Origin of the sequence: Kitasatospora sp. NPDC028055 (genome assembly GCF_040637885.1) — a bacterium.
Lineage (GTDB): Bacteria > Actinomycetota > Actinomycetes > Streptomycetales > Streptomycetaceae > Kitasatospora.
In genome coordinates this window covers 196,022-219,118 of record NZ_JBEZXE010000005.1, presented here as the reverse complement: position 1 = coordinate 219,118, position 23,097 = coordinate 196,022, and the positions used below count along the sequence as shown (strand labels likewise).

Annotated in this window: 24 protein-coding genes; 21 read left to right on the top strand and 3 right to left on the bottom strand. The window is 72.1% G+C overall.

Annotated features, from left to right (window positions below):
- Nucleotides 1-52: 52 nt before the first annotated feature.
- Together AB0F71_RS09620 and AB0F71_RS09615 are read right to left on the bottom strand one after the other, a co-directional pair.
- Nucleotides 53-724 (bottom strand): response regulator transcription factor, encoded by a 672-nt coding sequence (locus AB0F71_RS09620; protein WP_063346919.1) that lies wholly within the window; start codon nucleotides 722-724, stop codon nucleotides 53-55.
- Complete coding sequence (locus AB0F71_RS09615) at nucleotides 724-1,632, bottom strand: RecB family exonuclease (RefSeq protein WP_360230332.1); 909 nt, start codon at nucleotides 1,630-1,632, stop codon at nucleotides 724-726. The genes AB0F71_RS09620 and AB0F71_RS09615 overlap by 1 nt, the downstream gene beginning before the upstream one ends.
- 206 nt (nucleotides 1,633-1,838) lie before the next feature.
- Here AB0F71_RS09615 and AB0F71_RS09610 point away from each other — a divergent pair, with 206 nt between their 5' ends.
- From AB0F71_RS09610 to AB0F71_RS09600, 3 genes are all read left to right on the top strand, one after another.
- Nucleotides 1,839-3,050: a site-2 protease family protein gene (locus AB0F71_RS09610; protein WP_360230330.1), complete on the top strand. Its 1,212-nt coding sequence runs from the start codon at nucleotides 1,839-1,841 to the stop codon at nucleotides 3,048-3,050.
- Between the two features lie 48 nt (nucleotides 3,051-3,098).
- On the top strand, nucleotides 3,099-4,058 hold the full coding sequence (locus AB0F71_RS09605; protein WP_360230328.1) for a tRNA (adenine-N1)-methyltransferase: 960 nt from the start codon (nucleotides 3,099-3,101) through the stop codon (nucleotides 4,056-4,058).
- Nucleotides 4,059-4,139: 81 nt separating this feature from the next.
- Nucleotides 4,140-4,796, top strand: a complete 657-nt coding sequence (locus tag AB0F71_RS09600) for a hypothetical protein (protein WP_360230326.1) — start codon at nucleotides 4,140-4,142, stop codon at nucleotides 4,794-4,796.
- Nucleotides 4,797-4,818: 22 nt separating this feature from the next.
- Here the strand turns inward: AB0F71_RS09600 and AB0F71_RS09595 are convergent, their stop codons facing one another.
- Nucleotides 4,819-5,124: a ferredoxin gene (locus AB0F71_RS09595; protein WP_360230324.1), complete on the bottom strand. Its 306-nt coding sequence runs from the start codon at nucleotides 5,122-5,124 to the stop codon at nucleotides 4,819-4,821.
- A gap of 285 nt (nucleotides 5,125-5,409) precedes the next feature.
- Between AB0F71_RS09595 and arc the strand changes: the two genes are divergently transcribed.
- The 18 genes from arc to AB0F71_RS09505 all read left to right on the top strand — a co-directional run bounded on the left by arc (nucleotide 5,410) and on the right by AB0F71_RS09505 (nucleotide 22,985).
- Complete coding sequence (gene arc / locus AB0F71_RS09590; RefSeq protein ID WP_360230322.1) at nucleotides 5,410-7,176, top strand: proteasome ATPase; 1,767 nt, start codon at nucleotides 5,410-5,412, stop codon at nucleotides 7,174-7,176.
- A gap of 226 nt (nucleotides 7,177-7,402) precedes the next feature.
- On the top strand, nucleotides 7,403-8,914 hold the full coding sequence (dop, locus tag AB0F71_RS09585) for a depupylase/deamidase Dop (protein WP_360230320.1): 1,512 nt from the start codon (nucleotides 7,403-7,405) through the stop codon (nucleotides 8,912-8,914).
- Nucleotides 8,915-9,097: 183 nt separating this feature from the next.
- Nucleotides 9,098-9,316, top strand: a complete 219-nt coding sequence (locus AB0F71_RS09580; protein ID WP_360230318.1) for a ubiquitin-like protein Pup — start codon at nucleotides 9,098-9,100, stop codon at nucleotides 9,314-9,316.
- A 164-nt stretch (nucleotides 9,317-9,480) separates the two neighbouring features.
- The gene (prcB, locus tag AB0F71_RS09575) at nucleotides 9,481-10,323 is read left to right on the top strand and encodes a proteasome subunit beta (RefSeq protein ID WP_360230316.1); all 843 of its coding nucleotides are present in this window, start codon (nucleotides 9,481-9,483) and stop codon (nucleotides 10,321-10,323) included.
- Between the two features lie 31 nt (nucleotides 10,324-10,354).
- A complete protein-coding gene (prcA, locus tag AB0F71_RS09570; RefSeq protein WP_360230314.1) occupies nucleotides 10,355-11,110 on the top strand; it encodes a proteasome subunit alpha in 756 nt (251 codons plus the stop codon).
- Nucleotides 11,111-11,231: 121 nt separating this feature from the next.
- Nucleotides 11,232-12,593, top strand: coding sequence for a Pup--protein ligase (gene pafA, locus AB0F71_RS09565; protein ID WP_360230312.1), 1,362 nt, complete (start codon nucleotides 11,232-11,234; stop codon nucleotides 12,591-12,593).
- 117 nt (nucleotides 12,594-12,710) lie between these two features.
- The gene (locus tag AB0F71_RS09560; RefSeq protein ID WP_360230310.1) at nucleotides 12,711-13,700 is read left to right on the top strand and encodes an FKBP-type peptidyl-prolyl cis-trans isomerase; all 990 of its coding nucleotides are present in this window, start codon (nucleotides 12,711-12,713) and stop codon (nucleotides 13,698-13,700) included.
- A gap of 217 nt (nucleotides 13,701-13,917) precedes the next feature.
- Nucleotides 13,918-15,240, top strand: coding sequence for an FKBP-type peptidyl-prolyl cis-trans isomerase (locus AB0F71_RS09555; protein ID WP_360230308.1), 1,323 nt, complete (start codon nucleotides 13,918-13,920; stop codon nucleotides 15,238-15,240).
- 161 nt (nucleotides 15,241-15,401) lie between these two features.
- Nucleotides 15,402-15,785, top strand: coding sequence for an FKBP-type peptidyl-prolyl cis-trans isomerase (locus AB0F71_RS09550; RefSeq protein WP_360230306.1), 384 nt, complete (start codon nucleotides 15,402-15,404; stop codon nucleotides 15,783-15,785).
- Between the two features lie 199 nt (nucleotides 15,786-15,984).
- Complete coding sequence (locus AB0F71_RS09545) at nucleotides 15,985-16,965, top strand: WYL domain-containing protein (RefSeq protein ID WP_360230304.1); 981 nt, start codon at nucleotides 15,985-15,987, stop codon at nucleotides 16,963-16,965.
- Entirely contained in the window at nucleotides 16,962-17,918 is a 957-nt protein-coding gene (locus AB0F71_RS09540; protein WP_360230302.1) for a WYL domain-containing protein, read from the top strand. Before AB0F71_RS09545 ends, AB0F71_RS09540 begins: the two co-directional genes overlap by 4 nt.
- A gap of 3 nt (nucleotides 17,919-17,921) precedes the next feature.
- Nucleotides 17,922-18,152, top strand: coding sequence for a hypothetical protein (locus AB0F71_RS09535; RefSeq protein WP_360230300.1), 231 nt, complete (start codon nucleotides 17,922-17,924; stop codon nucleotides 18,150-18,152).
- A gap of 21 nt (nucleotides 18,153-18,173) precedes the next feature.
- Nucleotides 18,174-18,350 carry a hypothetical protein gene (locus tag AB0F71_RS09530; protein WP_360230298.1) on the top strand — a complete coding sequence of 59 codons (177 nt, stop codon included), beginning with the start codon at nucleotides 18,174-18,176 and terminating at the stop codon, nucleotides 18,348-18,350.
- Nucleotides 18,351-18,542: 192 nt separating this feature from the next.
- Nucleotides 18,543-18,821 carry a Sec-independent protein translocase subunit TatA gene (tatA, locus tag AB0F71_RS09525; protein ID WP_360230296.1) on the top strand — a complete coding sequence of 93 codons (279 nt, stop codon included), beginning with the start codon at nucleotides 18,543-18,545 and terminating at the stop codon, nucleotides 18,819-18,821.
- Nucleotides 18,822-18,924: 103 nt separating this feature from the next.
- The gene (gene tatC, locus AB0F71_RS09520; RefSeq protein WP_360230294.1) at nucleotides 18,925-19,875 is read left to right on the top strand and encodes a twin-arginine translocase subunit TatC; all 951 of its coding nucleotides are present in this window, start codon (nucleotides 18,925-18,927) and stop codon (nucleotides 19,873-19,875) included.
- A 165-nt stretch (nucleotides 19,876-20,040) separates the two neighbouring features.
- Nucleotides 20,041-21,201 (top strand): FAD-dependent oxidoreductase, encoded by a 1,161-nt coding sequence (locus tag AB0F71_RS09515; RefSeq protein WP_360230292.1) that lies wholly within the window; start codon nucleotides 20,041-20,043, stop codon nucleotides 21,199-21,201.
- Between the two features lie 70 nt (nucleotides 21,202-21,271).
- Entirely contained in the window at nucleotides 21,272-21,592 is a 321-nt protein-coding gene (locus AB0F71_RS09510; RefSeq protein ID WP_360230290.1) for a (2Fe-2S)-binding protein, read from the top strand.
- Complete coding sequence (locus AB0F71_RS09505) at nucleotides 21,573-22,985, top strand: NAD(P)/FAD-dependent oxidoreductase (protein WP_360230289.1); 1,413 nt, start codon at nucleotides 21,573-21,575, stop codon at nucleotides 22,983-22,985. Before AB0F71_RS09510 ends, AB0F71_RS09505 begins: the two co-directional genes overlap by 20 nt.
- Nucleotides 22,986-23,097 lie beyond the last annotated feature (112 nt).

Below are 23,097 nucleotides of genomic sequence, written 5' to 3'. Positions count from 1 at the left end.
CTCCGTCCCGGGACACCGGGGGAGCGGGCGGGCCGCCGTCGCGTTCCCCGGGCTACAGCGCGCCCGGCCGCACCAGGCCGCTCTCGTAGGCGTACACCGCCGCCTGCACCCGGTCGCGCAGCTGGAGCTTGGTCAGCACGTGGCCGACGTGGGTCTTCACGGTCGTCTCGCTGACGAACAGCTCGGCCGCGATCTCCGCGTTCGACAGCCCGCGCGCCACCAGCTTCAACACCTCCAACTCCCGCTCGGTCAGCGCGCTCAGCGCCTGCGGCGGGGCCTCCTCGCCCGAGGGCAGCTTGGTGGCGTACATGTCCAGCAGCCGGCGGGTGATGCTCGGCGCCAGCATCGCCGCGCCGTCCGCGACCACCCGGATCGCCTGCACCAGCTCCTCCGCCGGGACGTCCTTGAGCAGGAAGCCGCTGGCACCCGCGCGCAGCGCCTCCACCACGTACTCGTCCAGGTCGAAGGTGGTCAGCACCAGCACCTTGGCCGGGCCGTCCCGACCCGGACCGGCGATCCGGCGGGTCGCCTCGACGCCGTCCATCCGCGGCATCCGGATGTCCATCAGCACCACGTCGGGCTGCAGCGCCCGGACCTGGTCCAGCGCCTGCTGACCGTCACCGGCCTCGCCGACCACCACGAGGTCGGACTCGGCCTCCAGGATCATCCGGAAACCGGTGCGCAGCAGCGGCTGGTCGTCGACCAGCAGCACTCGGATCGTCACTAGGACTCCTTGCTCATCGGATCCCCCGTGGGATCGCTCTCATCCGACGTACGGGCCAGCGGCAGCGGGTACGGCGGCGGGGTGCCGCCGAACTCCGGGCAGCTGGCCTGGTGGTCGCACCAGTCGCAGAGCCGGTTGCGGGTCGCCGGGAAGTCCCCGGTGGCCACCGCCTGGGCGATCCGCTCCCACAGCGCCTGCAGCTTGCGCTCCACCGCGAGCAGGTCGGCCTCGTCCGGGTCGTAGCTGACCACGTCCCCGCCGCCGCCGAGGTAGACCAGCTGGAGCCGCTTGGGGATCACGCCCTTCCAGCGCCACACCACCAGTGCGTAGAACTTCATCTGGAACATCGCCTTGCCCTCGAAGTCCCGCGAGGGCGCCCGGCCGGTCTTGTAGTCCACCAGCCGGACCTCGCCGGTGGGGGCGACGTCCACCCGGTCGATGTAGCCGCGCAGCAGCAGCCCCGACTCCAGGGCCGTCTCCACGTACAGCTCGCGCTCCACCGGGTGCAGCCGGGTCGGGTCCTCCAGCCGGAACCACTGGCCGACCAGCTTCTCGGCGTCCGCCAGCCAGCGGGTCAGCGCCGCGCCGTCCGGGTCGTCCGGGAACAGCGAGCCCAGCTCCGGGCGCTCGCCCAGCAGCCGCTCCCACTGCGGACGCAGCAGGCCCAGCGCCCGCTCCGGCGTCCGCTCGGCCGCCGGGCTGTCGAACAGCCGCTCCAGCACCGCGTGCACCAGCGTGCCCCGGGTCGCCGCCGGGCTCGGCGGCTCGGGCAGCCGGTCGATCACCCGCAGCCGGTACAGCAGGGGACAGGTGAGGAAGTCCCCGGCACGGGACGGGGAGAGCCCGGTCGGGGGCGCCGCCGGGCGCGCCGGGGCCCCGGCGGCGCTGCTGGTGTCGGTCTGCTGCATGGCTACGACCCTATTGCCCTTTGCTGTCATCCCGCTGCCACCGGGCTGCCGCGGTGCCCCTTCCCGGCAGTCGGCCGGGCCCCGGCCCGGTCCGGGGCCGGTCCAGTGGGTATGAACCCTGGCAGAGGGGCGCGCGCCGCCGAGTGGCCGCGATCACGTAGCGTGGGCGCACCGGGGCACGACGGCGGACGACCGAAGGGATCACGGTGAGCGACACCAGGGGGCAGCAGACCTCCGACCAGCCACCGCAGGACGGCGGACGCCCGAAGGGGCGCCCGCCGGAGCACGGCGGCGGCCTCCTGATGGGGCGCCCCTTCGGCGTGCCCGTCTACGTCACCCCGTCCTGGTTCGTCATCGCCGCGCTGATCACCTGGGTGTTCGGCGGGCAGCTCGGCGACGTGCTGCCCGAACTCGGCAGCGGTGAGCGCTACCTGCTCGCGTTCTTCTTCGCGGTCGCCTTCTACGCCTCCGTCCTGGTGCACGAGCTCGCCCACACCCTGGTCGCGCTGCGCTACCGGCTCGGGGTGCGGCGGATCCAGCTGCAGTTCTTCGGCGGCGTCTCCGAGATCGAGAACGAGGCCGAGAGCCCCTGGCGCGAGTTCTGGCTGGCCTTCGTCGGCCCGCTGCTGTCGCTGGTGCTCGGCGGGGTCTTCTACCTGGCGCTGCGCGCCGTCGACCTGTCCAGCGTGCCCGGGGTGCTGCTGACCGGCCTGATGGTCTCCAACCTGGTGGTCGCCGCCTTCAACCTGCTGCCCGGCCTGCCGCTGGACGGCGGCCGGATGCTGCGCGCGGTGGTCTGGGCGATCACCGGCAGGGCGATGACCGGCACCGTGGCGGCCGCCTGGATCGGCCGCGGGCTGGCCGTCGCGGTGCTGTTCGGCCTGCCGCTGGTCAGCGCCTCCCGCGGCGCCGAGCGCACCACCACCGACACCCTGGTGGACGCGGTGCTGGCCGCCGTGCTGGCCGCGATCATCTGGAACGGCGCCACCGGGAGCCTGCGCAACGCCCGGCTCAAGGAGGCGCTGCCCGCCCTGCGGCTGCGCGACCTCGCCCGCCGCACCGTCGAGGTCACCGCCGACACCCCGCTCGGCGAGGCGATGCGCCGGGCCCGCGAGGCCGAGGCCGGCGCGGTCGTGGTGGTGGACGGCCGGGGCGAGCCGATCGCCATCGTCCGGGAGTCCGCGGTACGGGCCGTACCGGAGCACCGCCGCCCCTGGGTGGTCGTCGGCCCGCTCGCCCGCGACCTCGAACCCGGGCTGCGGCTGGACGCCGACCTCGGCGGCGAGGACCTGCTGCGGGCCGTCCAGGCCACCCCGGCGGGGGAGTACCTGGTGGTCGAGGCGGACGGCCGGATCTACGGCGTGGCCGCGCTCAGCGACATCGAACAGCGCCTCACGGCGGCCGTCTCCGGCCGCTGAGCAGGACCTGGTGAGGCGGGACGCCCCGCTTCCCTTAGGATTGGGCGCATGTCCGAACCGACCGGTGCTGCCCGCCGACGCGGGCCCTTCCAGGTCGGGGACCAGGTCCAGCTGACCGACCCCAAGGGTCGCCACTACACGTTCACGCTCCAGGCCGGGAACCAGTTCCACACCCACAAGGGTGCGTTCCCGCACGACGAGCTGATCGGCGCTCCCGAAGGCACGGTCGTGCGCACCACGGGGAACGTCCCGTACCTCGCGCTGCGCCCCCTGCTCCCCGACTACGTCCTGTCCATGCCCCGCGGCGCCGCCGTGATCTATCCCAAGGACGCGGGGCAGATCCTGGCGATGGCCGACATCTTCGCCGGTGCCCGGGTGATCGAGGCGGGTGTCGGCTCGGGCGCACTCAGCACGTACCTGCTGCGCGCCGTCGGCGAGCAGGGCATGCTGGCCTCCTACGAGCGCCGGCAGGACTTCGCGGACATCGCCCAGGGCAACGTGGAGCGCTACTTCGGCGGCCCGCACCCGGCGTGGAAGCTGACCGTCGGCGACCTCCAGGACAACCTGGTCGAGACCGACGTCGACCGTGTCATCCTCGACATGCTGGCCCCCTGGGAGTGCCTGGACGTCGCCTCCAAGGCGCTCGTCCCCGGCGGCCTGATCTGCTGCTACGTGGCCACCACGACGCAGATGTCCAAGACCGTCGAGGCGCTGCGCGACCACGGCACCTTCACCGAGCCGCAGGCCTGGGAGACCATGGTCCGCACCTGGCACCTGGAGGGCCTGGCCGTCCGCCCGGACCACCGGATGATCGGCCACACCGGCTTCCTGCTCACCGCCCGCCGCCTGGCGGACGGTGTCGAGCCGCCGCTGCGCCGCCGCCGCCCGGCCAAGGGCGCCTACGGCGAGGACTACGACAGCGGGGCGCCCGAGCCGTCCCTCCAGGAGCGCGCCGCGGCCCGCAGGGCGGCCCGCGACACCGACTCCGAGCAGCCCGACCTGGGCTGAGCCCGGCCCGAACACCAGGGGTGGTGCGAGCATCGCGCTCGCACCACCCCTTTCGTCTGCCGCTCACCCCGGTGTGGGACGATGCTCGCTCACACGCTCCTGGAGCTCTGGAGGGGACGCCTGGTGGAGACCGCGGTCGGGACGACGGCGACGGCCGGACAGCAGACACCGCAGGGCCGCACCCGGCCCGGTCACGCACGGACCGCACCCTGGCACTGGGCCCTCGCCCTGGCCGGCTGCGGCGCGGTGGTGGCCGCCGCACTCGCCGCCTCCCCGGCGACCGGCACCCCGCTGCCCGCCCGCGGCGGCACCCCCAAGGCGCTCGCGGCGAGCGCGGCCCCCGATCCAGCCAAGGCCCAACTGCCCATGGACTGCGGCCCGTTCCCGGTCAGGACGGTGCTCAGCGTGCCCGCCGACCTGGGCGACGGCAGCCCCGGTACGGTCGTCGCCGCGCAGTGCGGCACCGACACCGGCACCCCGCCGGAATCCGTCTACCTGCTCGGCTTCGGCCCGGACCGGCGCCCGGTGGTGGTCGCCACCCTGCTGACCGAGCGGGAGAACCTGACCCTGAGCCGGCTCGCGGTGCGCTCCGACGGCGCCATCACCGGCCGCGCGCAGGGGTATTCGAGCGACGAGGTGCCGCGCTTCCGCCCGGACCTCTCACTCGACCTCACCTGGACGCACCGGGGCGGCGGCTGGGAACGCTCCCAGACCGCCGCCCCGGTCAGCGCGACCTGAACCCTGCGCGCGGCCCGAACCGCTAGTCGGCGTCGGGCCCGTAGACCTCGACCCGGTCGGCGACCCGGCGCACGTGGATGCAGTCGCCGGGGCACTCCTTCGCCGAGTCCACCACGTCCTGAAGGAGCGTCAGCGGCACCGGGGCGGTCTCCCCGGGCTGCTGGCGCAGTTCGTCGTCCTCGCCCTTCACGTACGCGAGTCCGTCGATGTCCAGCTCGAAGACCTCCGGTGCGTACTGGACGCAGATGCCGTCGCCGGTGCACAGATCCTGGTCGATCCACACCTCCAGCTCCTCGGCCGCTGCCGCGGTCTGCTCGGTCACCGACATGGTCCCCTGCCGTTTCTGTCCCGGGTCGCCCCTATTCCTGGAGCAATCCCGCCATTCGTACAACGATCGGACCCACCACCGCGGTCGCGATCGGATATCACTTCGCCCGACGATACATCTGGCCCGCTTTGGGTGGTGCGCGGTGGGTATCCCCTTAGCAGAGGGGAAGCACGCTGGGGCGAAGATCGGACACGCCCGTTCCATCTTTCTTGATCTAGGGGTTTACGGACCCCTGGTCCCAGGTAGGGTCTGGAAGCGTCCAGCTCCCCGGAGGAGGTGAGGACCGTGGCAGCCCACGATGACGACTACAACCGCAGCACCGGCAGGCCCGCTCGTGGTTCCGACGAGGCCGCTCAGGTCTCGTACCTTGAGCAGGAAATCGCCGTACTGCGCCGCAAGCTCGCCGACTCGCCGCGCAATTCGAGAATCCTCGAAGAGCGGATCGTCGAGCTCCAGACCAACCTGGCCGGCGTGACCGCCCAGAACGAACGACTCGCCTCCACCCTGCGCGAGGCCCGCGACCAGATCGTGGCCCTCAAGGAGGAAGTGGACCGGCTGGCACAGCCCCCGGCCGGGTTCGGCACCTTCCTCGAGGCGAACGAGGACGGTACCGCCGACATCTTCACCGGCGGTCGCAAGCTCCGCGTCAATGTCAGCCCGAACGTCGCCCTCGACGAACTGCGGCGCGGCCAGGAAGTGATGCTCAACGAGGCCCTCAACATCGTGGATGCGATGGCCTTCGAGCGCATCGGCGAGATCGTCACCCTCAAGGAGATCCTCGAGGACGGCGAGCGCGCCCTGGTCATCGGCCACACCGACGAGGAGCGGGTGGTGCGCCTCGCCGAACCGCTGCGGGACATCACCGTCCGGGCCGGCGACGCACTGCTGCTGGAGCCCCGCTCCGGCTACGTGTACGAGGTGGTGCCGAAGTCCGAGGTCGAGGAACTGGTCCTCGAGGAGGTCCCGGACATCGACTACCGCCAGATCGGCGGCCTGAGCAACCAGATCGAGCTGATCCGCGACGCGGTCGAGCTGCCGTACCTGCACGCCGACCTCTTCAAGGAGTACGAGCTGCGCCCGCCCAAGGGCGTGCTGCTCTACGGCCCGCCCGGCTGCGGCAAGACGCTGATCGCCAAGGCGGTCGCCAACTCGCTGGCCAAGAAGGTCGCCGAGGTCACCGGCCGCCCCCAGGGGAAGAGCTACTTCCTCAACATCAAGGGCCCGGAGCTGCTCAACAAGTACGTGGGCGAGACCGAGCGGCAGATCCGGCTGGTCTTCCAGCGGGCCCGGGAGAAGGCGAGCGAGGGCACGCCCGTCATCGTCTTCTTCGACGAGATGGAGTCCCTGTTCCGCACCCGCGGTTCCGGTGTCAGCTCGGACGTGGAGAACACCATCGTCCCGCAGCTGCTCGCCGAGATCGACGGCGTGGAGGGCCTGGAGAACGTCATCGTCATCGGCGCCTCGAACCGCGAGGACATGATCGACCCGGCGATCCTGCGGCCCGGCCGCCTGGACGTCAAGATCAAGATCGAGCGCCCGGACGCCGAGGCCGCGAAGGACATCTTCTCCAAGTACCTCAAGGACTCGCTGCCGTTCCACCCGGACGACCTCAAGGAGCACGAGGGCTCCGTGGGCGCCACGGTGGCGGCGATGATCCAGTCGGTCGTGGAGCGGATGTACTCGGAGACCGAGGAGAACCGCTTCCTGGAGGTCACCTACGCCAACGGTGACAAGGAGGTCCTGTACTTCAAGGACTTCAACTCCGGCGCCATGATCCAGAACATCGTCGACCGGGCGAAGAAGATGGCCATCAAGGACTTCCTCGACCACGGTCAGCGCGGTCTGCGCGTCTCCCACCTGCTCGCCGCCTGCGTGGACGAGTTCAAGGAGAACGAGGACCTGCCGAACACCACCAACCCGGACGACTGGGCCCGCATCTCCGGCAAGAAGGGCGAGCGGATCGTCTTCATCCGCACGCTGGTCACCGGCAAGCAGGGCGCCGAGTCCGGCCGCTCCATCGACACTGTCGCCAACACGGGGCAGTACCTGTAAGCACGCGGTTGTCCGGGCCGGCGACGGTCCCCGGAGCTGTACGCACCCCGTCCGGCTGTGGCGCCTCGCGGCCCCGCAGCCGGACGGCGCGTCTCGGGGCCCGCCGCACGACACGGAAATAGGCTCGACCCACCGTCCGCGGGCAGATGTCCGGCGCCGGTGTTGTTCAGCGGTACGTCAGCGTGTTCCGCCCGCCGGGGGCGGGGCACCGGGCAAGGAGGGCCGCATGACCGTACGGCGCGTTATGGGCATCGAGACCGAGTACGGGATCTCCGTGCCCGGGCACCCCAACGCCAACGCCATGCTCACCTCGTCCCAGATCGTCAATGCGTACGCGGCGGCGATGCACCGGGCACGGCGGGCCCGCTGGGACTTCGAGGAGGAGAACCCGCTGCGCGACGCGCGGGGCTTCGACCTCGCGCGCGAGGTGGCGGACGCCAGCCAGCTGACCGACGAGGACATCGGCCTCGCCAACGTCATCCTGACCAACGGGGCCCGGTTCTACGTGGACCACGCACACCCCGAGTACAGCTCGCCCGAGGTGACCAACCCGCGCGACGCCGTGCTCTGGGACAAGGCGGGCGAGCGGATCATGGCGGCCGCCGCCCAGCGCGCGCTGGAGCTGCCCAACGGGCAGAACATCCACCTGTACAAGAACAACACCGACAACAAGGGCGCCTCCTACGGCACCCACGAGAACTACCTGATGAAGCGGGCGACGCCGTTCGCCGACATCGTCCGCCACCTCACCCCGTTCTTCGTCTCCCGCCAGGTGGTCACCGGCGCCGGCCGGGTCGGCATCGGCCAGGACGGCTCGGCGAACGGCTTCCAGATCAGCCAGCGGGCGGACTACTTCGAGGTCGAGGTCGGCCTGGAGACCACCCTCAAGCGCCCGATCATCAACACCCGGGACGAACCGCACGCCGACGCCGAGAAGTACCGCCGGCTGCACGTGATCATCGGCGACGCCAACCTCTCCGAGATCTCCACCTACCTCAAGCTGGGCACCACCTCGCTGGTCCTGTCGATGATCGAGGACGCCTTCATCGCCTCCGACCTCGCGGTCGACCAGCCGGTGCGCACCCTGCACCGGGTCTCCCACGACCCGACGCTCAAGCACCTGATCACCCTGCGCAACGGGCGCAAGCTCACCGCCGTCCAACTCCAGCTGGAGTACTTCGAACTGGCCCGCAAGTACGTCGAGGACCGCTTCGGCACCGACGCCGACGAGCAGACCCTGGACGTGCTGGCCCGCTGGGAGGACGTCCTCGGGCGGCTGGAGCGCGACCCGATGTCGCTCTCCCGGCAGCTGGACTGGATCGCCAAGCGGGAGATCCTGGAGGGCTACCGCAGCCGGGACGCCCTGGAGTGGGACAGCCCCCGGCTGCACCTGGTGGACCTCCAGTACAGCGACGTGCGGCCCGAGAAGGGCCTCTACAACCGCCTGGTGGCCCGCGGCCGGTTCGAGCGGCTGCTGACCGAGGAGGAGGTCGAGCGGGCCGTCTCCAAGCCCCCGGAGGACACCCGGGCGTACTTCCGCGGCCGCTGCCTGGAGCAGTACGCGGAGCACGTCGCGGCGGCCTCCTGGGACTCGGTCATCTTCGACCTGCCCGGCCGGGACTCGTTGCAGCGGGTGCCCACCCTGGAGCCCCTGCGCGGCACCCGCAACCACGTCAAGGAGCTGCTGGACCGCTGCCGCACGGCGGAGGACCTGCTGCGTGTCCTCGCCGGCGGGTAACTTTTCGATCACCACGGGTGAACGTCCGCCGAATGGGAATCATCCGGGGTGGCAGCGGGCGTTGGACAGGGAGCACCATCGGCAAACCGGGAGCGGCAGTCGCACCTTGTGTATAGGGTCGGTGCCAACCGGCAACGACCGACCGACCAAACCGTGCCAGACGATTCGAGCGGGGTGAGGGAAATGGCGAGCAAGGACACCGGCGGCGGCCAGCAGCGGGCAAACCGCTCCTCCGAGGAGGTCGAGGAGCAGGTCGCGGAATCGCAGAATTCCGACGAGCTCAAGGAGCGCCAGGAAAAGTTGAGCGACGACGTCGACGCGGTGCTCGACGAAATCGACGAGGTCCTCGAGTCGAACGCCGAGGATTTCGTCCGGGGATTCGTGCAGAAGGGCGGGCAATAGCCCGTACCCGGGTAATCGGGAATTCACGGTCGCGACCGCCCGGGACGGTCGGGCGGCGCTGCCCGCCCGGCCGTCCCGGTTCCGGCCCCTCCACGCGTTGGACGGTGATCGTCGGCGGGTAGGGTGCGGGCAATGCGCGCTTCAAGCTACCTGGAAGGAATCGTGTGGAAGCCAACACTCGTGGCACCGGGCGTCTACCGGCTGCCTTCCTGACCCCGGGGTCCTCCTCGTTCCTGGACTTCCTCGCAGAGCACAAGCCGGAGCTGCTGCCCGGCCACCGCGGGCTCCCCGAGGGCTCCGTGGTCGAGGCCCCGCACGGGACCACGATCGTGGCCGCGGTCTTCGACGGCGGCGTGGTGATCGCCGGTGACCGCCGCGCGACCATGGGCAACGTCATCGCCCAGCGTGACATCGAGAAGGTCTTCCCGGCGGACGAGTACAGCGCCGTCGGCATCGCCGGCACCGCCGGCCTCGCGGTCGAGATGGTCCGGCTGTTCCAGCTGGAACTGGAGCACTACGAGAAGATCGAGGGCGCGGTGCTCTCCCTGGAGGGCAAGGCCAACCGGCTCACCACCATGATCCGGGGCAACCTCGGCATGGCGATGCAGGGCCTCGCGGTGGTGCCGGTCTTCGCCGGCTACGACCTCGACCTCGGCCGCGGCCGGATCTTCAACTACGACGTCACCGGCGGGCGCTCCGAGGAGCACGGCTTCACCGCCACCGGCTCGGGCTCGGTCTTCGCCCGCGGCTCGCTCAAGAAGCTCTACCGCGACGGCCTGAACGCCGAGCAGGCCGCCACCCTGGTCGTCCAGGCGCTCTACGACGCGGCCGACGACGACTCCGCCACCGGCGGCCCGGACCTCGCCCGCAAGATCTTCCCGATCGTCTCGCTGATCACCGCGGACGGCTTCCGCCGGCTCGACAACGCGGAGGTCGCGGCGATCGCGGTCGCCATCACCGACGAGCGCCTGAACCGGCCGAACGGCCCGCAGGCCCCGCTGATCTAGCCATCACCTCACAGGAAAGGGACGACCGCCGGTGTCGACACCGTTCTACGTCTCGCCCCAGCAGGCCATGGCGGACCGCGCGGAGTACGCCCGCAAGGGCATCGCTCGCGGCCGCAGCGTGGTCGTGCTCACCTACGCCGACGGCATCGTCTTCGTCGCCGAGAACACCTCCCGGGCGCTCCACAAGGTCTCCGAGATCTACGACAAGATCGCCTTCGCGGCGGTCGGCCGCTACAACGAGTTCGAGAACCTGCGCATCGGCGGCGTCCGCTACGCCGACCTGCGCGGCTACTCCTACGACCGGGCCGACGTCACCGCCCGCGGCCTGGCCAACGTGTACGCCCAGACCCTGGGCACCATCTTCTCCTCGGTCGGCGAGAAGCCGTACGAGGTCGAGCTGATCGTCGCCGAGGTCGGCCGCACCGCCGACAACGACCAGATCTACCGGCTCACGCCGGACGGCTCGGTCGTCGACGAGAAGAACTACGTCGTGGTCGGCGGCAACGCCGACTCGATCGGCAACTACCTGGGCCAGCGCCACCGCGTCGGCATGAGTCTCACCGAGGCGGTGAAGGTCGCGGTCGACTCGCTCGCCCGCGACCCCAACGGGGGCAGCCCGCGCGCCCTCACCCCGGAACAACTGGAGGTCGCGGTCCTCGACCGCCAGCGGTTCCAGCAGCGCAAGTTCAAGCGGATCCTGGGCAACCAGCTCGGCCGGCTGCTCGACGGGGACCAGTCCGCGGAGTCGGACGACGACGAGAACCCGGCGGCGAGCGCGCCGGAGTAGCAGTGCCTGCGGAGTCCCGTACGGCGGCCGGACCGCCGGCGTACGGGACTCCGGTGCCCCTGCGGCGGCCCAGTCGTCGTGGAGGCGGTTTCGGACAGCTCCGACAGAGAATGGAGTGCTCATGGACCGCCGGATTTTCGGGCTGGAGAACGAGTACGGCGTGACCTGTACGTTCCGCGGGCAGCGTCGGCTGTCGCCGGACGAGGTCGCGCGGTACCTGTTCCGCCGGGTCGTCTCCTGGGGCCGCAGCAGCAACGTGTTCCTGCGCAACGGCGCCCGGCTCTACCTCGACGTCGGCTCCCACCCCGAGTACGCCACCCCCGAGTGCGACGACGTGACCGAGCTGGTGACGCACGACAAGGCGGGCGAGCGGATCCTCGAAGGACTCCTGGTGGACGCCGAACGGCGGCTGCACGAGGAGGGCATCGCGGGGGACGTCTACCTCTTCAAGAACAACACCGACTCGGCCGGCAACTCCTACGGCTGCCACGAGAACTACCTGGTGGCCCGGCACGGCGAGTTCTCCCGGCTGGCCGACGTGCTCATCCCCTTCCTGGTCACCCGCCAGCTGATCTGCGGCGCGGGCAAGGTGCTGCAGACCCCGCGCGGCGCGGTCTACTGCGTCAGCCAGCGGGCCGAGCACATCTGGGAGGGCGTCAGCTCCGCCACCACCCGCTCCCGCCCGATCATCAACACCAGGGACGAGCCGCACGCGGACGCCGAGCGCTACCGCCGGCTGCACGTGATCGTCGGCGACTCCAACATGTCGGAGACCACCACCCTGCTCAAGGTGGGCTCCACCGACCTGGTGCTGCGGCTGATCGAGGCCGGCGTGGTGATGCGCGACCTCACCCTGGAGAACCCGATCCGGGCGATCCGCGAGGTCAGCCACGACCTCACCGGCACCCACCAGGTGCGCCTCGCCAACGGCCGGGAGGCCAGCGCGCTGGACATCCAGGAGGAGTACTACACCAAGGCCCTGGAGTTCGCCGACCGCAAGGGCATCAACACCGGCACCATCGCCCAGGTGCTCGACCTGTGGGGCCGCACCCTGGAGGCGGTGCGCACCGAGCGCCTCGACACGGTGGCCACCGAGATCGACTGGATCATGAAGTACAAGCTCATCGAGCGCTACCGCGAGAAGCACGAGATGAGCATGTCCAACCCGCGGGTGGCCCAGATCGACCTCGCGTACCACGACATCCACCGCCGGCGCGGCCTGTTCTACCTGCTCCAGGGCAAGGGCCAGGCGAAGCGGGTGACCACCGACCTCAAGACCTTCGAGGCCAAGTCCGTCCCGCCGCAGACCACCCGGGCCCGGCTGCGCGGGGACTTCATCCGCCGGGCGCAGGAGCAGCGCCGGGACTTCACGGTGGACTGGGTGCACCTCAAGCTGAACGACCAGGCGCAGCGCACCGTGCTGTGCAAGGACCCGTTCCGTTCGGTGGACGAGCGGGTGGAGAAGCTGATCGCCGGCATGTGATCGGGCGCGCCCTGGCGTTGACCGGCCCCGGTGCTGCCTACCGGGGCCGGACGCATGCCGGGCATACGCTGTCCGTCGAGTCAGGAGAGCCGACTTCGACCGACAGTTAGGACCACCGTGCGCCGCACCGCCGGTTTGCTTCTCACCCTGCCGTTGCTGCTCGCGGCCGCCTGCGACAGCTCGCCCAAGGCGGCCGGACCGGCGACGCCGTCCACCGCGAGCGCGGCCCCGACGGTGCCGGCGCCGGTGAGCGAGGCCTCCCCGATGCCCACTCTTTCGGGTGGTGGTTTCGGCAGCAAGGCGACCATCACCATCCCCGAGGGACAGCAGCCCAGCGGCCAGTTCGTGGTGAACACGGTGACGGACGGTGAGCGGTCGACCGTCGGCAAGGGCGACTGGGTGACCGTCAACTACACGGCGAAGGACTGGACCACCGGCAAGGACCTGCCCAGCTCGTACGACGACAACGGCAAGCCCCAGCTCTACCAGGCCGGCAGCGGGCAGCTGGTGCCGGCGCTGGACCAGACCGTGATCGACAAGAAGGTGGGCACCCGGCTACTGGTGGTGGCCCCGCCGGCGGCCGCCTTCGGTGAGCAGGGCTCCACCCAGCTGGGCGTCAACAAGGGTGACACCGTGGTCTTCGTGCTGGACATCGTGGAGGACCTGCCGCAGGACTCCACGCTGACCGGGAACATGACCCAGCCCGCCGCGACGCTGCCGCAGGTCAAGGACAACGGGAAGGCGCCGGTGGGGATCACCGTCCCGGCCGGGCAGGCCGCGCCCGCAGACCTCCAGCAGGCCGTGCTGATCAAGGGCGAGGGCAAGCAGGTCAAGACCGGGCAGACCCTGATCGTGCAGTACACCGGGGTGCTGTGGAGCAACGGGCAGCAGTTCGACGCCTCCTGGACCCACGGCGGGGCCCAGGCCGTGCAGATCGGCACCGGCAGCGTGATCGAGGGCTGGGACAAGGGGCTGGTGGGGCAGACCGTGGGCAGCCGGGTGCTGCTGGTGGTGCCGCCGGCGCTGGGGTACAAGGACCAGGCCCAGGGGTCGGTGCCGCCGAACTCCACGCTGGTCTTCGTGATCGACATTCTGGAAGCGGTCTAGCGGGCGCTCTAGGAAGTCGCTGGGAGGATTCCGTACGCTTGGGCGGACGCTCGTACAACGAAGCGTCCGTCCTCATCCTGAGCTGTCATACTGCCCTCGCACTGTGGCAGGCGCCGCCCGGCGCCGGGGTCCGGGGCGGACGGGTACGGCGGCAGGCCGGCGCTCACCACGCCGGGCGCAGACCTGGAAGACCTCGTGGCGAGATGGATGGGGAGTCATGACTGAGAAGACGCCGAGCCCGGGCGGGGCCGGCACCGCGGCGAACGACGGCTCTGCTGGTGACCCGGCCGCCTCCCGCCCGGGAGGGCAGGTCGCGGCGGACCGCGAGTCGATCGTCGTGCCCCCGGCGATCCTCGCGCAGCAGGCGGGCTGGGCGCAGCCTGGCGAGAAGCCGCGCGTGACCGGGCCCAAGTCGAACGACGACGACGCCCCGCAGATCTTCGCCAGCAGCGTGCGCAAGGCGGACGACACCTCGGAGGCGGGGTACGACGAGAACCCGCCCGGCGTCGGCAAGCTGGGCGTGATCCTCGGCACGGTGCTCGCCGTGCTGCTGGTCGGCAGCGGCATCACGCTGTACATGGTGAACAAGGACTCGTCGAAGGACACCGCCTCGGTCGCCCAGCCGGACGCGACGAAGTCCGCGCCGCCCACGCCGACCGCCGAGCCGGTGCCGCCGATCAAGGACAGCGCCAAGGTGCTGCCGACCGTCACCGGTGACTTCGGCAAGAAGGCCGAGATCCAGGTGCCGGGCGAGGCCTCCGACGGCTCCTTCGTGGTGAAGGTGCTCTCCGAGGGCAACGGCCCCAAGGTGGACAAGAACTCCTGGACCTCGGTGGACTACACCGCCAAGGACTGGACCACCGGCAAGGACATCCCGAGCTCGTACGACGACAAGGGCAAGCCGCAGATCTTCCAGGCCGGTACCGACGCGCTGATCCCCGCGCTGGACCAGGCCGTGATGGGGAAGAAGGCCGGCAGCCGACTGCTGGTGGTGGCCCCGCCGGCGGCCGGCTTCGGTTCGCAGGGCAAGCCGGACATGTCGATCGGCCCGAAGGACAACCTGATCTTCGTGATCGACATCCGCAACGCCAACGCGCCCGACGCGGTGGTCAGCGGCACCGTCACCCCGCCGCCCGCGGACTTCCCGCAGGTCAAGGACAACGGCAAGAAGCCGGCCGACATCACCCCGGTGGCCGGGGCCAAGGACCCGACCGAGCTCAAGACCCACGTCCTGATCAAGGGCACCGGGCCGGTGGTGGAGAAGGGCGAGAAGGTCGTCGTCCAGTACACCGGCGCGCTGGCCAAGGACGGCAAGGTCTTCGACTCCTCGCTCAGCAAGGGCCAGGCGTTCTCCTTCGCGGTCGGCGGCGGCCAGGTCATCCAGGGCTGGGACCAGGGGCTGACGGGCCAGACCGTCGGCAGCCGGGTCGAGCTGGTGATCCCGGCCTCGCTGGGCTACGGCGACAAGGGGCAGGGCGACATTCCGCCCGGCGCGACCCTGGTCTTCGTGGTGGACATCCTGGACGCCGGTCAGGGCTGATCGACTTTTCGGGGACAATGGTGCGCGTGTGACCTTCGGGTCCGGCCGCGTGGCCGTGTCCCGGCGGGCGGCGGGCGCCCGTAGCGTGGTCCGGACGGGCCGCGGTACGGGTGTCCGCCGCTTGGTCGTGCAGGGAATCTGGGAACGTGAGAAGAGGGACCATGGCTGTGAACCTGAACGAGAAGCCCGAGATCGACTTCCCGATCGGCGACGCGCCGACCGAGCTGCAGATCCGCGACATCGTCGTCGGTGACGGCGAGGAGGCCAAGTCGGGCCAGAACGTCACCGTCCGCTACGTCGGCGTGACCTTCGAGACCGGCGAGGAGTTCGACGCGAGCTGGAACCGGAGCCCCAACGAGTTCCGCTTCCCGCTCGGCGGTGGCCGGGTCATCAAGGGTTGGGACCAGGGTGTCAAGGGCATGAAGGTCGGCGGCCGTCGCGAGCTGACCATCCCGTCGCACCTGGCGTACGGCGCCCAGTCGCCGTCGCCGCTCATCCCGCCGCACTCGACCCTGATCTTCGTGGTCGACCTGCTGGCCGTCTGAGCCTGCCGTGACCTCGGGCCGGACCCCTTCGGGGGCCCGGCCCGAGGCCGTTCCCGGGCCCGGACGGCGGCTCCCGGGGACCGGCCGCGGGACGCGGCTTTTGCAGTGCGTACCGCTACCGGTACGGTCGGTCCCGCCGGGTGGGGATCGCCCGGTTGGCGCACCCCGCGCGCGGCGCGGCACACCGGAAGGGTCAGCGATGGCGATCGCCAAGGCAGAGCGGCTGATGAATCTCGCCCTGTGCCTGATGAACACCAGACGTCCGCTCTCCAAGAAGGAGCTGCGGGAATCCATCGAGGCCTACCGCGAAGCCTGGCAGAACAGCAGCGAGGACGCCTTCAACCGGATGTTCGAGCGGGACAAGGACGACCTGCGCGAGCTCGGCCTGGTGATCGACGTCGACGAGAGCGCGCTGGACGGCGAGCTGGGCTACCTCGCCCGCGCCGACCGCAACCGGCTGCCGGAGATCGCGCTGGACGCCGAGGAGGCCGCCGCGCTGACCCTGGCCGCCCGGGTCTGGCAGCAGGCCAAGATGTCCGGCGCGGCCAGCGGCGCGTTGCAGAAGCTGCGCGCGGCCGGGGTGCCGTTCACCGAGGCCGAGGGCCGGACCGCCCTGGAGCCGCGCATCCCCGCCCGGGAGGCCGCGTTCGAGCCGCTGCTCACCGCCGCCCGGGACCGCCGTCCGGTCACCTTCGAGTACCGCAAGGCCGGTGCCGCGGCCGTCGAGCAGCGCAGCGTCGAGCCGTGGGCGCTGGAGTGCTGGCGCGGGCACTGGTACCTGGCCGGGTACGACCGGGACCGCGGCGACGCCCGGGTGTTCCGGCTCAGCCGGATCACCGGCAGGGTGAAGGCCAAGAGCGGGGCCTTCCTCGGGACGGTGCCCGAGCACGTGGACGTCCGGGCCACCGTGGCCAAGTTCGCCGGCGAGGGGGCCACCGCCACCGCGACCGTCCGGGTCCGCCGGGGCGCGGGCTTCCCGCTGCGCACCAAGGCGCTCGGCAGCACCCGGGTCGACGAGGTCTGGGACGAGCTGGAGATCCCGTACGGCAACGGGCTGGGCGCCGACCTCGCGGAGTTCGGGCCCGACGTGCTGGTGCTCGGCCCGGAGGAGCTGCGGGCGGATGTCATCGACCGGCTGCGGGCGGTCGCGGGGCTGGACACGGAGGACGTTCGGGCATGAGCAATGCGATCGACCAGACGCGACGGATGCTGTCGCTGGTCACCTACCTGCGCGAGCGGCCCGGGGCCGAGGTCGCCGAGGTGGCGCGCGCGTTCGGGATCAGCGAGCGCGAGCTGATCGCGGACCTCAACGTGCTGCCGATGTGCGGCACCAGCTTCCGCGGCGGCGACCTGCTCGACATCGACACCGACGGCGAGCGGATCTGGTGGCACAACGTCGACGACGTGGCCCAGCCGCTGCGGCTGGCCGCCGACGAGGCGACCGCGCTGCTGGTGGCCGCCCGGGCGGTGGCCGGGCTGCCCGGTCTGCGGGCCGGGGACCGGGAGGCCCTCACCCGGGCCGTCGCCAAGATCGAGAACGCCGCGGGGGAGAGCGCCGAGGGCAGTGCCCGGGTCGGCGTGACCTTCGAGGCCGAGAGCCACGTCTTCGCCGACATCGACCGCGCGCTCAGCGAGGGCCGCCGGCTCTGGCTTCGCTACTACTCGCACGGGCGCGGCGGGATGACCGAGCGCGAGGTCGACCCGATCCGGCTGCTCACCGAGGGCCACACCTACCTGGAAGCCTGGTGCCGCACCTCGGAGGACCACCGGATGTTCCGGCTGGACCGGGTCGCCGAGATCCGCGTCCTGGACGTCCCGGCCGACCCGCCCCGGCGCGAGCCGCGCGACCTCAGCGGCGGGCTGGTCAACCCGGCCGCCGACGACCCGGAGGTGGTGGTCGAGGTCTCCTCCGGCGGCCGCTGGGTCGCCGAGTACTACACCCACGACCGGGCCGAGGAACTGCCCGACGGCGGGCTGCGGATCACCCTGCGCAGCGCCGACCCCTCCCAGCTGCGCCCGCTGGCGCTGCGGCTGGGCCGGGACGGCCGGATCGTCTCGCCGCCCGAACTGGCCGAGCAGGCGCGCTCGGCCGCGCGGGAGGCGCTGGCCGCCTACGGGGAGGGGCGGAACTGAGCGGTGGAGCCCGGGACGAGATTCAAGGTGTACTGCTCGCAGTGCCGGGAGAAGGTCGAGCTCCCGGCCGAGGAGTTCCGGCTGACCCTCGGCCGGACTCCCGCGCAGGCGCACTACAGCTTCGGCTGCCCGCTCTGCGGGGCGGCGGTGCGCAAGCCGGCCGGGGAGAAGATCGTCGAGGCGCTCACCGCGGCGGGGGTGCGCACCATGCGGCTCGTCCCGGTGGAGGGGTGACCCCCGTATAGGGTGGGGCGCATGTCCTGGATGCTCGTCGCCGCCGTCCTGCTCGCCACCGCGGGCCTGCTGGTCCTCGGGGTCCTCGCGATCCGGCTCTGGCTGGACGTGCGGGCGCTGGCCAAGGGTGTGGACGCGGCCTCCCGGGCGCTGGCCGAGGCGGCGGGGGAGCTGGCCGAGGCCGTTCCGGCCCGCTAGGGCGGGCGGGGGCATCGGCGGTACGGGGGCTGCTGTCCAGAGGTGAGGGCGGGTTACGCTCTCCAGTGGCTCCAGTCCTGCCGGTCGGGGCCGCTGTCCTGTTCGGGCGGCCGTCGTCGGGGCGTCATCCGCAGCGGTTACCATCCGCGGCGGGCGGTCTGTCGGGCCGCGGATGCTGAAGGTGGTCGGCGCATGCGCTTCTCGATGACCGCGATCATGCTGGTCGTGGTGGTTGCCGTCGTGCTGTTCGGGGCCAAGCGGCTGCCCGACCTGGCGCGCTCGCTGGGGCAGTCGCTGCGGATCCTCAGGAGCGAGGCCAGGGCGATGCGCTCGGAGGACGAGCCGGCGGGGAGCGCACCGGCTGTCCGGCCGTCCGCCCCGCCGCAGGTCTCGGCGCGGCCGGAGGCCCGGAGCGTCGAGTCGGCGCCCGGCGACGGGCCGGGTGCGCCCGGCGGCGAGCGCCCGCACTGAGCGCGGCGCGCGTGACGTACGCGAGGGACGCGGCACGGGTGCCGCGAGCGACCACGGAGGCCCGTCGACCGGCGGGCCTCGACGCACGAGTTGAGGACCGGGGTTGAGCAAGCTCTCCAAGGCGCCGCAGAAGGCGCCCAAGGATCCTGAGGGGCGGATGGCCCTCGCCGATCACCTGCGGGAACTGCGCAACCGCGTGGTCAAGTCGGTCCTGGCGATCGTGCTGATCACGATCGTCGCCCTGATCTACCACAAGCAGATCGAGACGTTCCTGCTCAAGCCGCTGCCGCAGTGCAACACGCCCGAGGAGCAACTGCACTACCACGGCAAGTGCGCGCAGGTCTCGAACATCGGTCTGACCTCCGGTTTCACCTGGATGCTCCAGGTGGCGCTGACGGCCGGCGTGGTGGGTGCGGTGCCGGTGTGGCTGTGGCAGGTGTGGGCGTTCGTGGCGCCCGGTCTGCACAAGCACGAGAAGAAGTACACCGTCATCTTCATGGCCTTCGGGGCGCCGCTGTTCCTGGCGGGTGTGGCCGTGGCCTTCCTGGTGCTGCCGACGACCATCGAGGTCCTGGTCAGCTTCACCCCGGACAAGACCACACCGATCCTGCCGCCGAACGACTACTTCGACATCGCGACGCGGATGGTGCTGGTCTTCGGCCTGGCCTTCGAGTTCCCGCTGCTGCTCGTGATGCTGAACATGATCGGCATGGTCACCGGCAAGCGGCTGCTGGGCTGGTGGCGCGGGATGATCATGGCGATCACCGTGTTCGCGGCCTTCGCGACGCCGAGTGCCGACCCGCTGAGCATGCTGGCGCTGGCCGCGCCGATCTGGGCGCTGTACTTCCTCGCGGTGGGCATCGCGCTGATGAACGACCGGCGCAGGCGCCGGAACAACCCGGACGCCGAGCTGGACGACGAGGAGGCCTCGCAGGTGGACCTCTCGGTGCAGCCGGTGGCGGGCGCGGAGACCGTCGAGGCCTCGGCGACGCCGGCGGCGGGTGTCGCTCCGGTGCCGAGTGCGCGGCGGGAGCAGATGGACGACATCACCTGAGCCGGTGAGTGATCGGGCCGGCGGCCCCGGTTCCCGCTTCGTGCGGGGGCCGGGGCCGTCTGCTGTTCCGGGGGACTCCCTCGGGAAGGTAGCTGTTCCGGGGGACTCGCTCGGGAAGGTAAAGGGACTCTTGGCAGAGCAGATGGCATGTGACATATTACTGACGTGTTGAAGACCTGGAGACCTCCACTGGACGTCGTCGTGGTCGGCGCCGGAGTCGTCGGCGCCGCCTGTGCCTACTACGCCGCCCGGGCCGGGCTCGCCGTCGCCGTCGTCGACCGCGGGCCGGTCGCCGGCGGCACCACCGGGGCGGGCGAGGGCAACCTGCTGGTCTCCGACAAGGAACCCGGGCCCGAGCTCGACCTCGCCCTGCTCAGCACCCGGCTCTGGCGCGAGCTCGCCGAACAGCTCGGCCCGGCCGTGGAGTACGAGCCCAAGGGCGGCGTCGTGGTCGCCTCGACCGAGGCCGGACAGCAGGCGCTGCGGGCCTTCGCCGCCGGGCAGGCCGCGGCCGGGGTGCGCGCCGAGGAGGTCCCGGCCGAGCGGCTGCACGAGCTGGAGCCACACCTCGCCCCCGGGCTCGCGGGCGGCTACCACTACCCCCAGGACGCCCAGGTCCAGCCCGCGCTCGCCGCCGCCCACCTGCTGCGCGAGGCCCGGCGGGCGGGTGCCGAACTGATCACCGGGGAGGACGTGACGGCCGTGGAGCGCGGCCCGGACGGCGCGGTGCGCGGCGTACGGACCGCCCGGCGCCAACTGGCCGCCCCCGCGGTGGTCAACGCGGCCGGCACCTGGGGCGGCGAACTGGCCGCGCTGGCGGGGGTGCACCTGCCGGTACTGCCCCGGCGCGGGTTCGTCCTGGTCACCGAGCCGCTGCCGAGGATCGTCCGGCACAAGGTCTACGCCGCCGACTACGTGGCGGACGTGGCCAGCGGCTCGGCCGGGCTGCAGACCTCCGCCGTGGTCGAGGGGACCCCGGGCGGACCGGTGCTGATCGGCGCCAGCCGGGAGCGGGTCGGCTTCGACCGGACCCTCTCCCAGGAGGTGCTGCGCCGGCTCGCGGTCCAGGCCGCGGAGCTGTTCCCGGTGCTCGCGGACGTCAGCGTGATGCGCACCTACCGGGGCTTCCGCCCGTACCTGCCGGACCACCTGCCCGCGATCGGCGAGGACCCCAGGGTGCCGGGGCTCTACCACGCCTGCGGGCACGAGGGGGCCGGGATCGGGCTGGCGCCCGCCACCGGGCTGCTGATCGCCGAGCAGCTGACCGGCAAGCGGCCGGAACTGGACCTCGGGCCGTTCCGGGCCGACCGGTTCCCGGCGCGGTGACGGGCGTGGGTGAGGGCGGGGCGGTGGCGGGATCGGATCGGATGAGCTGGACGACGGAATGGAGAAGCCGGTGACGCGTCGCCGAACCCCTGCGGGGCTGGTCGGGGCCGACCCCGGGCCCGGGTACCAGATCGAGTTCGACGGGCGGGCCGTCCGCGCCCTGCCCGGGCAGTCGATCGCCGCCGCGCTCTGGGCCGACGGCGTGCTCGCCTGGCGCACCACCCGGAATGGTGGGCGCCCGCGCGGGGCGTTCTGCGGGATCGGCGCCTGCTTCGACTGCCTGGCCACCGTGGACGGCCGGGCCAACCAGCGGCTCTGCCTGCTGCCCGCCGAGCCCGGCACCGTCGTCACCAGCCAGGAGGGCCACGGCCGTGCCGATCTCGCCGTCTGAGTCGACCCGGCCCCCGGAGGCCGTCGGAACCTTCGACCTCGCCGTGGTGGGGGCCGGGCCGGCCGGGCTGGCCGCCGCCGTCACCGCCGCCGACCTCGGGCTGCGCTGCGTCCTGCTGGACGGCGCGGGCCGGCCCGGCGGGCAGTACTACCGGCACCCGGCGCCCGGGCTGGGCGCGCGCCGCCCGGACCGCCTGCACCACCACTGGTCGGTGTACGCCGGGCTGGCCGCGCGGCTCGAAGCCCACCCGCGGGCCGAGTTCCGCGGCGGGCACCAGGTGTGGGCGCTGGAGCGGACCGCCGACGGCTTCGCCCTGCACATCACCCGCGGCCCGCAGGCCGCCGACCGGACCACCCTCCGGGCCGGGGCGGTGCTGCTCGCCACCGGCGCGTACGAGCGCCAACTGCCCTTCCCCGGCTGGACGCTGCCCGGGGTGGTCACCGCAGGCGGCGCCCAGGCCATGCTCAAGGCCGGGCTGGTGCTGCCCGGCCGGCGGATCGTGGTGGCCGGCAGCGGACCGCTGCTGCTCGCCGCGGCCTCCTCGCTGGTCGCCGCCGGGGCGGAGGTCCCGGCGGTGGTCGAGGCGAGCGACTACCTCGGGTACGCCCGGCGCCCCGGCGTGCTGGCGGCCGTCCCCGCCAAGCTCGTCGAGGGCGCCGGGCACGGCGGCGCGCTGCTGCGGCACCGGGTACGGCTGCGGCCGCGCAGCGCGGTGGTGGAGGCGCACGGGACGGACCGGGTCACCGCCGTCACCGTGGCCCGGCTGGACGCCGACTGGCGGCCGCTGCCCGGCACCGAGCGGCGGATCGCCTGCGACGCGCTCGCCGTCGGCCACGGGCTGCTGCCGCAGATCGACCTGGCCACCGAACTCGGCGCGGACACCGCCACCGGGCCGGACGGCGCGGTCGCGCTGCGGGTCGACGCCCGGCTGCGCACCTCCGTCCCGGGACTCTGGTCCGCGGGGGAGACCAACGGCGTCGGCGGCGCGGACCTCGCGCTCGCCGAGGGGGAGCTGGCCGCGCACGCGGTCGCCGGGGTGCGGCCCGGGCGGGCGCTGCTGGGCCGCCGGGCCCGGTTGCGCGAGTTCGCCGCGCTGATGGCGGCGGCCCACCGGCCCGGGCCCGGCTGGACCGGATGGCTGCGGCCGGACACCGACGTGTGCCGGTGCGAGGAAGTGCCGGTCGCGCGGATCGAGGAAGCGGTGGAGGAGCTGGGCGCGGGCGATCCCCGGACCGTCAAGCTGCTCACCCGGGCGGGGATGGGCTGGTGCCAGGGGCGGATGTGCGGTCCGGCCGTGGCCTGCCTGTCCGGCGCGGCGGAGCCGGGGGCGGACCGGCGGCCGATGGCCTGCCCGGTGCCGCTCTCGCAGCTGGCGGCCGGCCCGGGGGAGTAGGCCGTGTCTCACGGCCCGGGGCGCCTCCTGGCCGGGCCCGATCCGTCGGAAACGTCTCGGGCGGGGACCCTTGTCTCCGGCCCGTCGCTGTTTATAAAATGTCACACCTCAC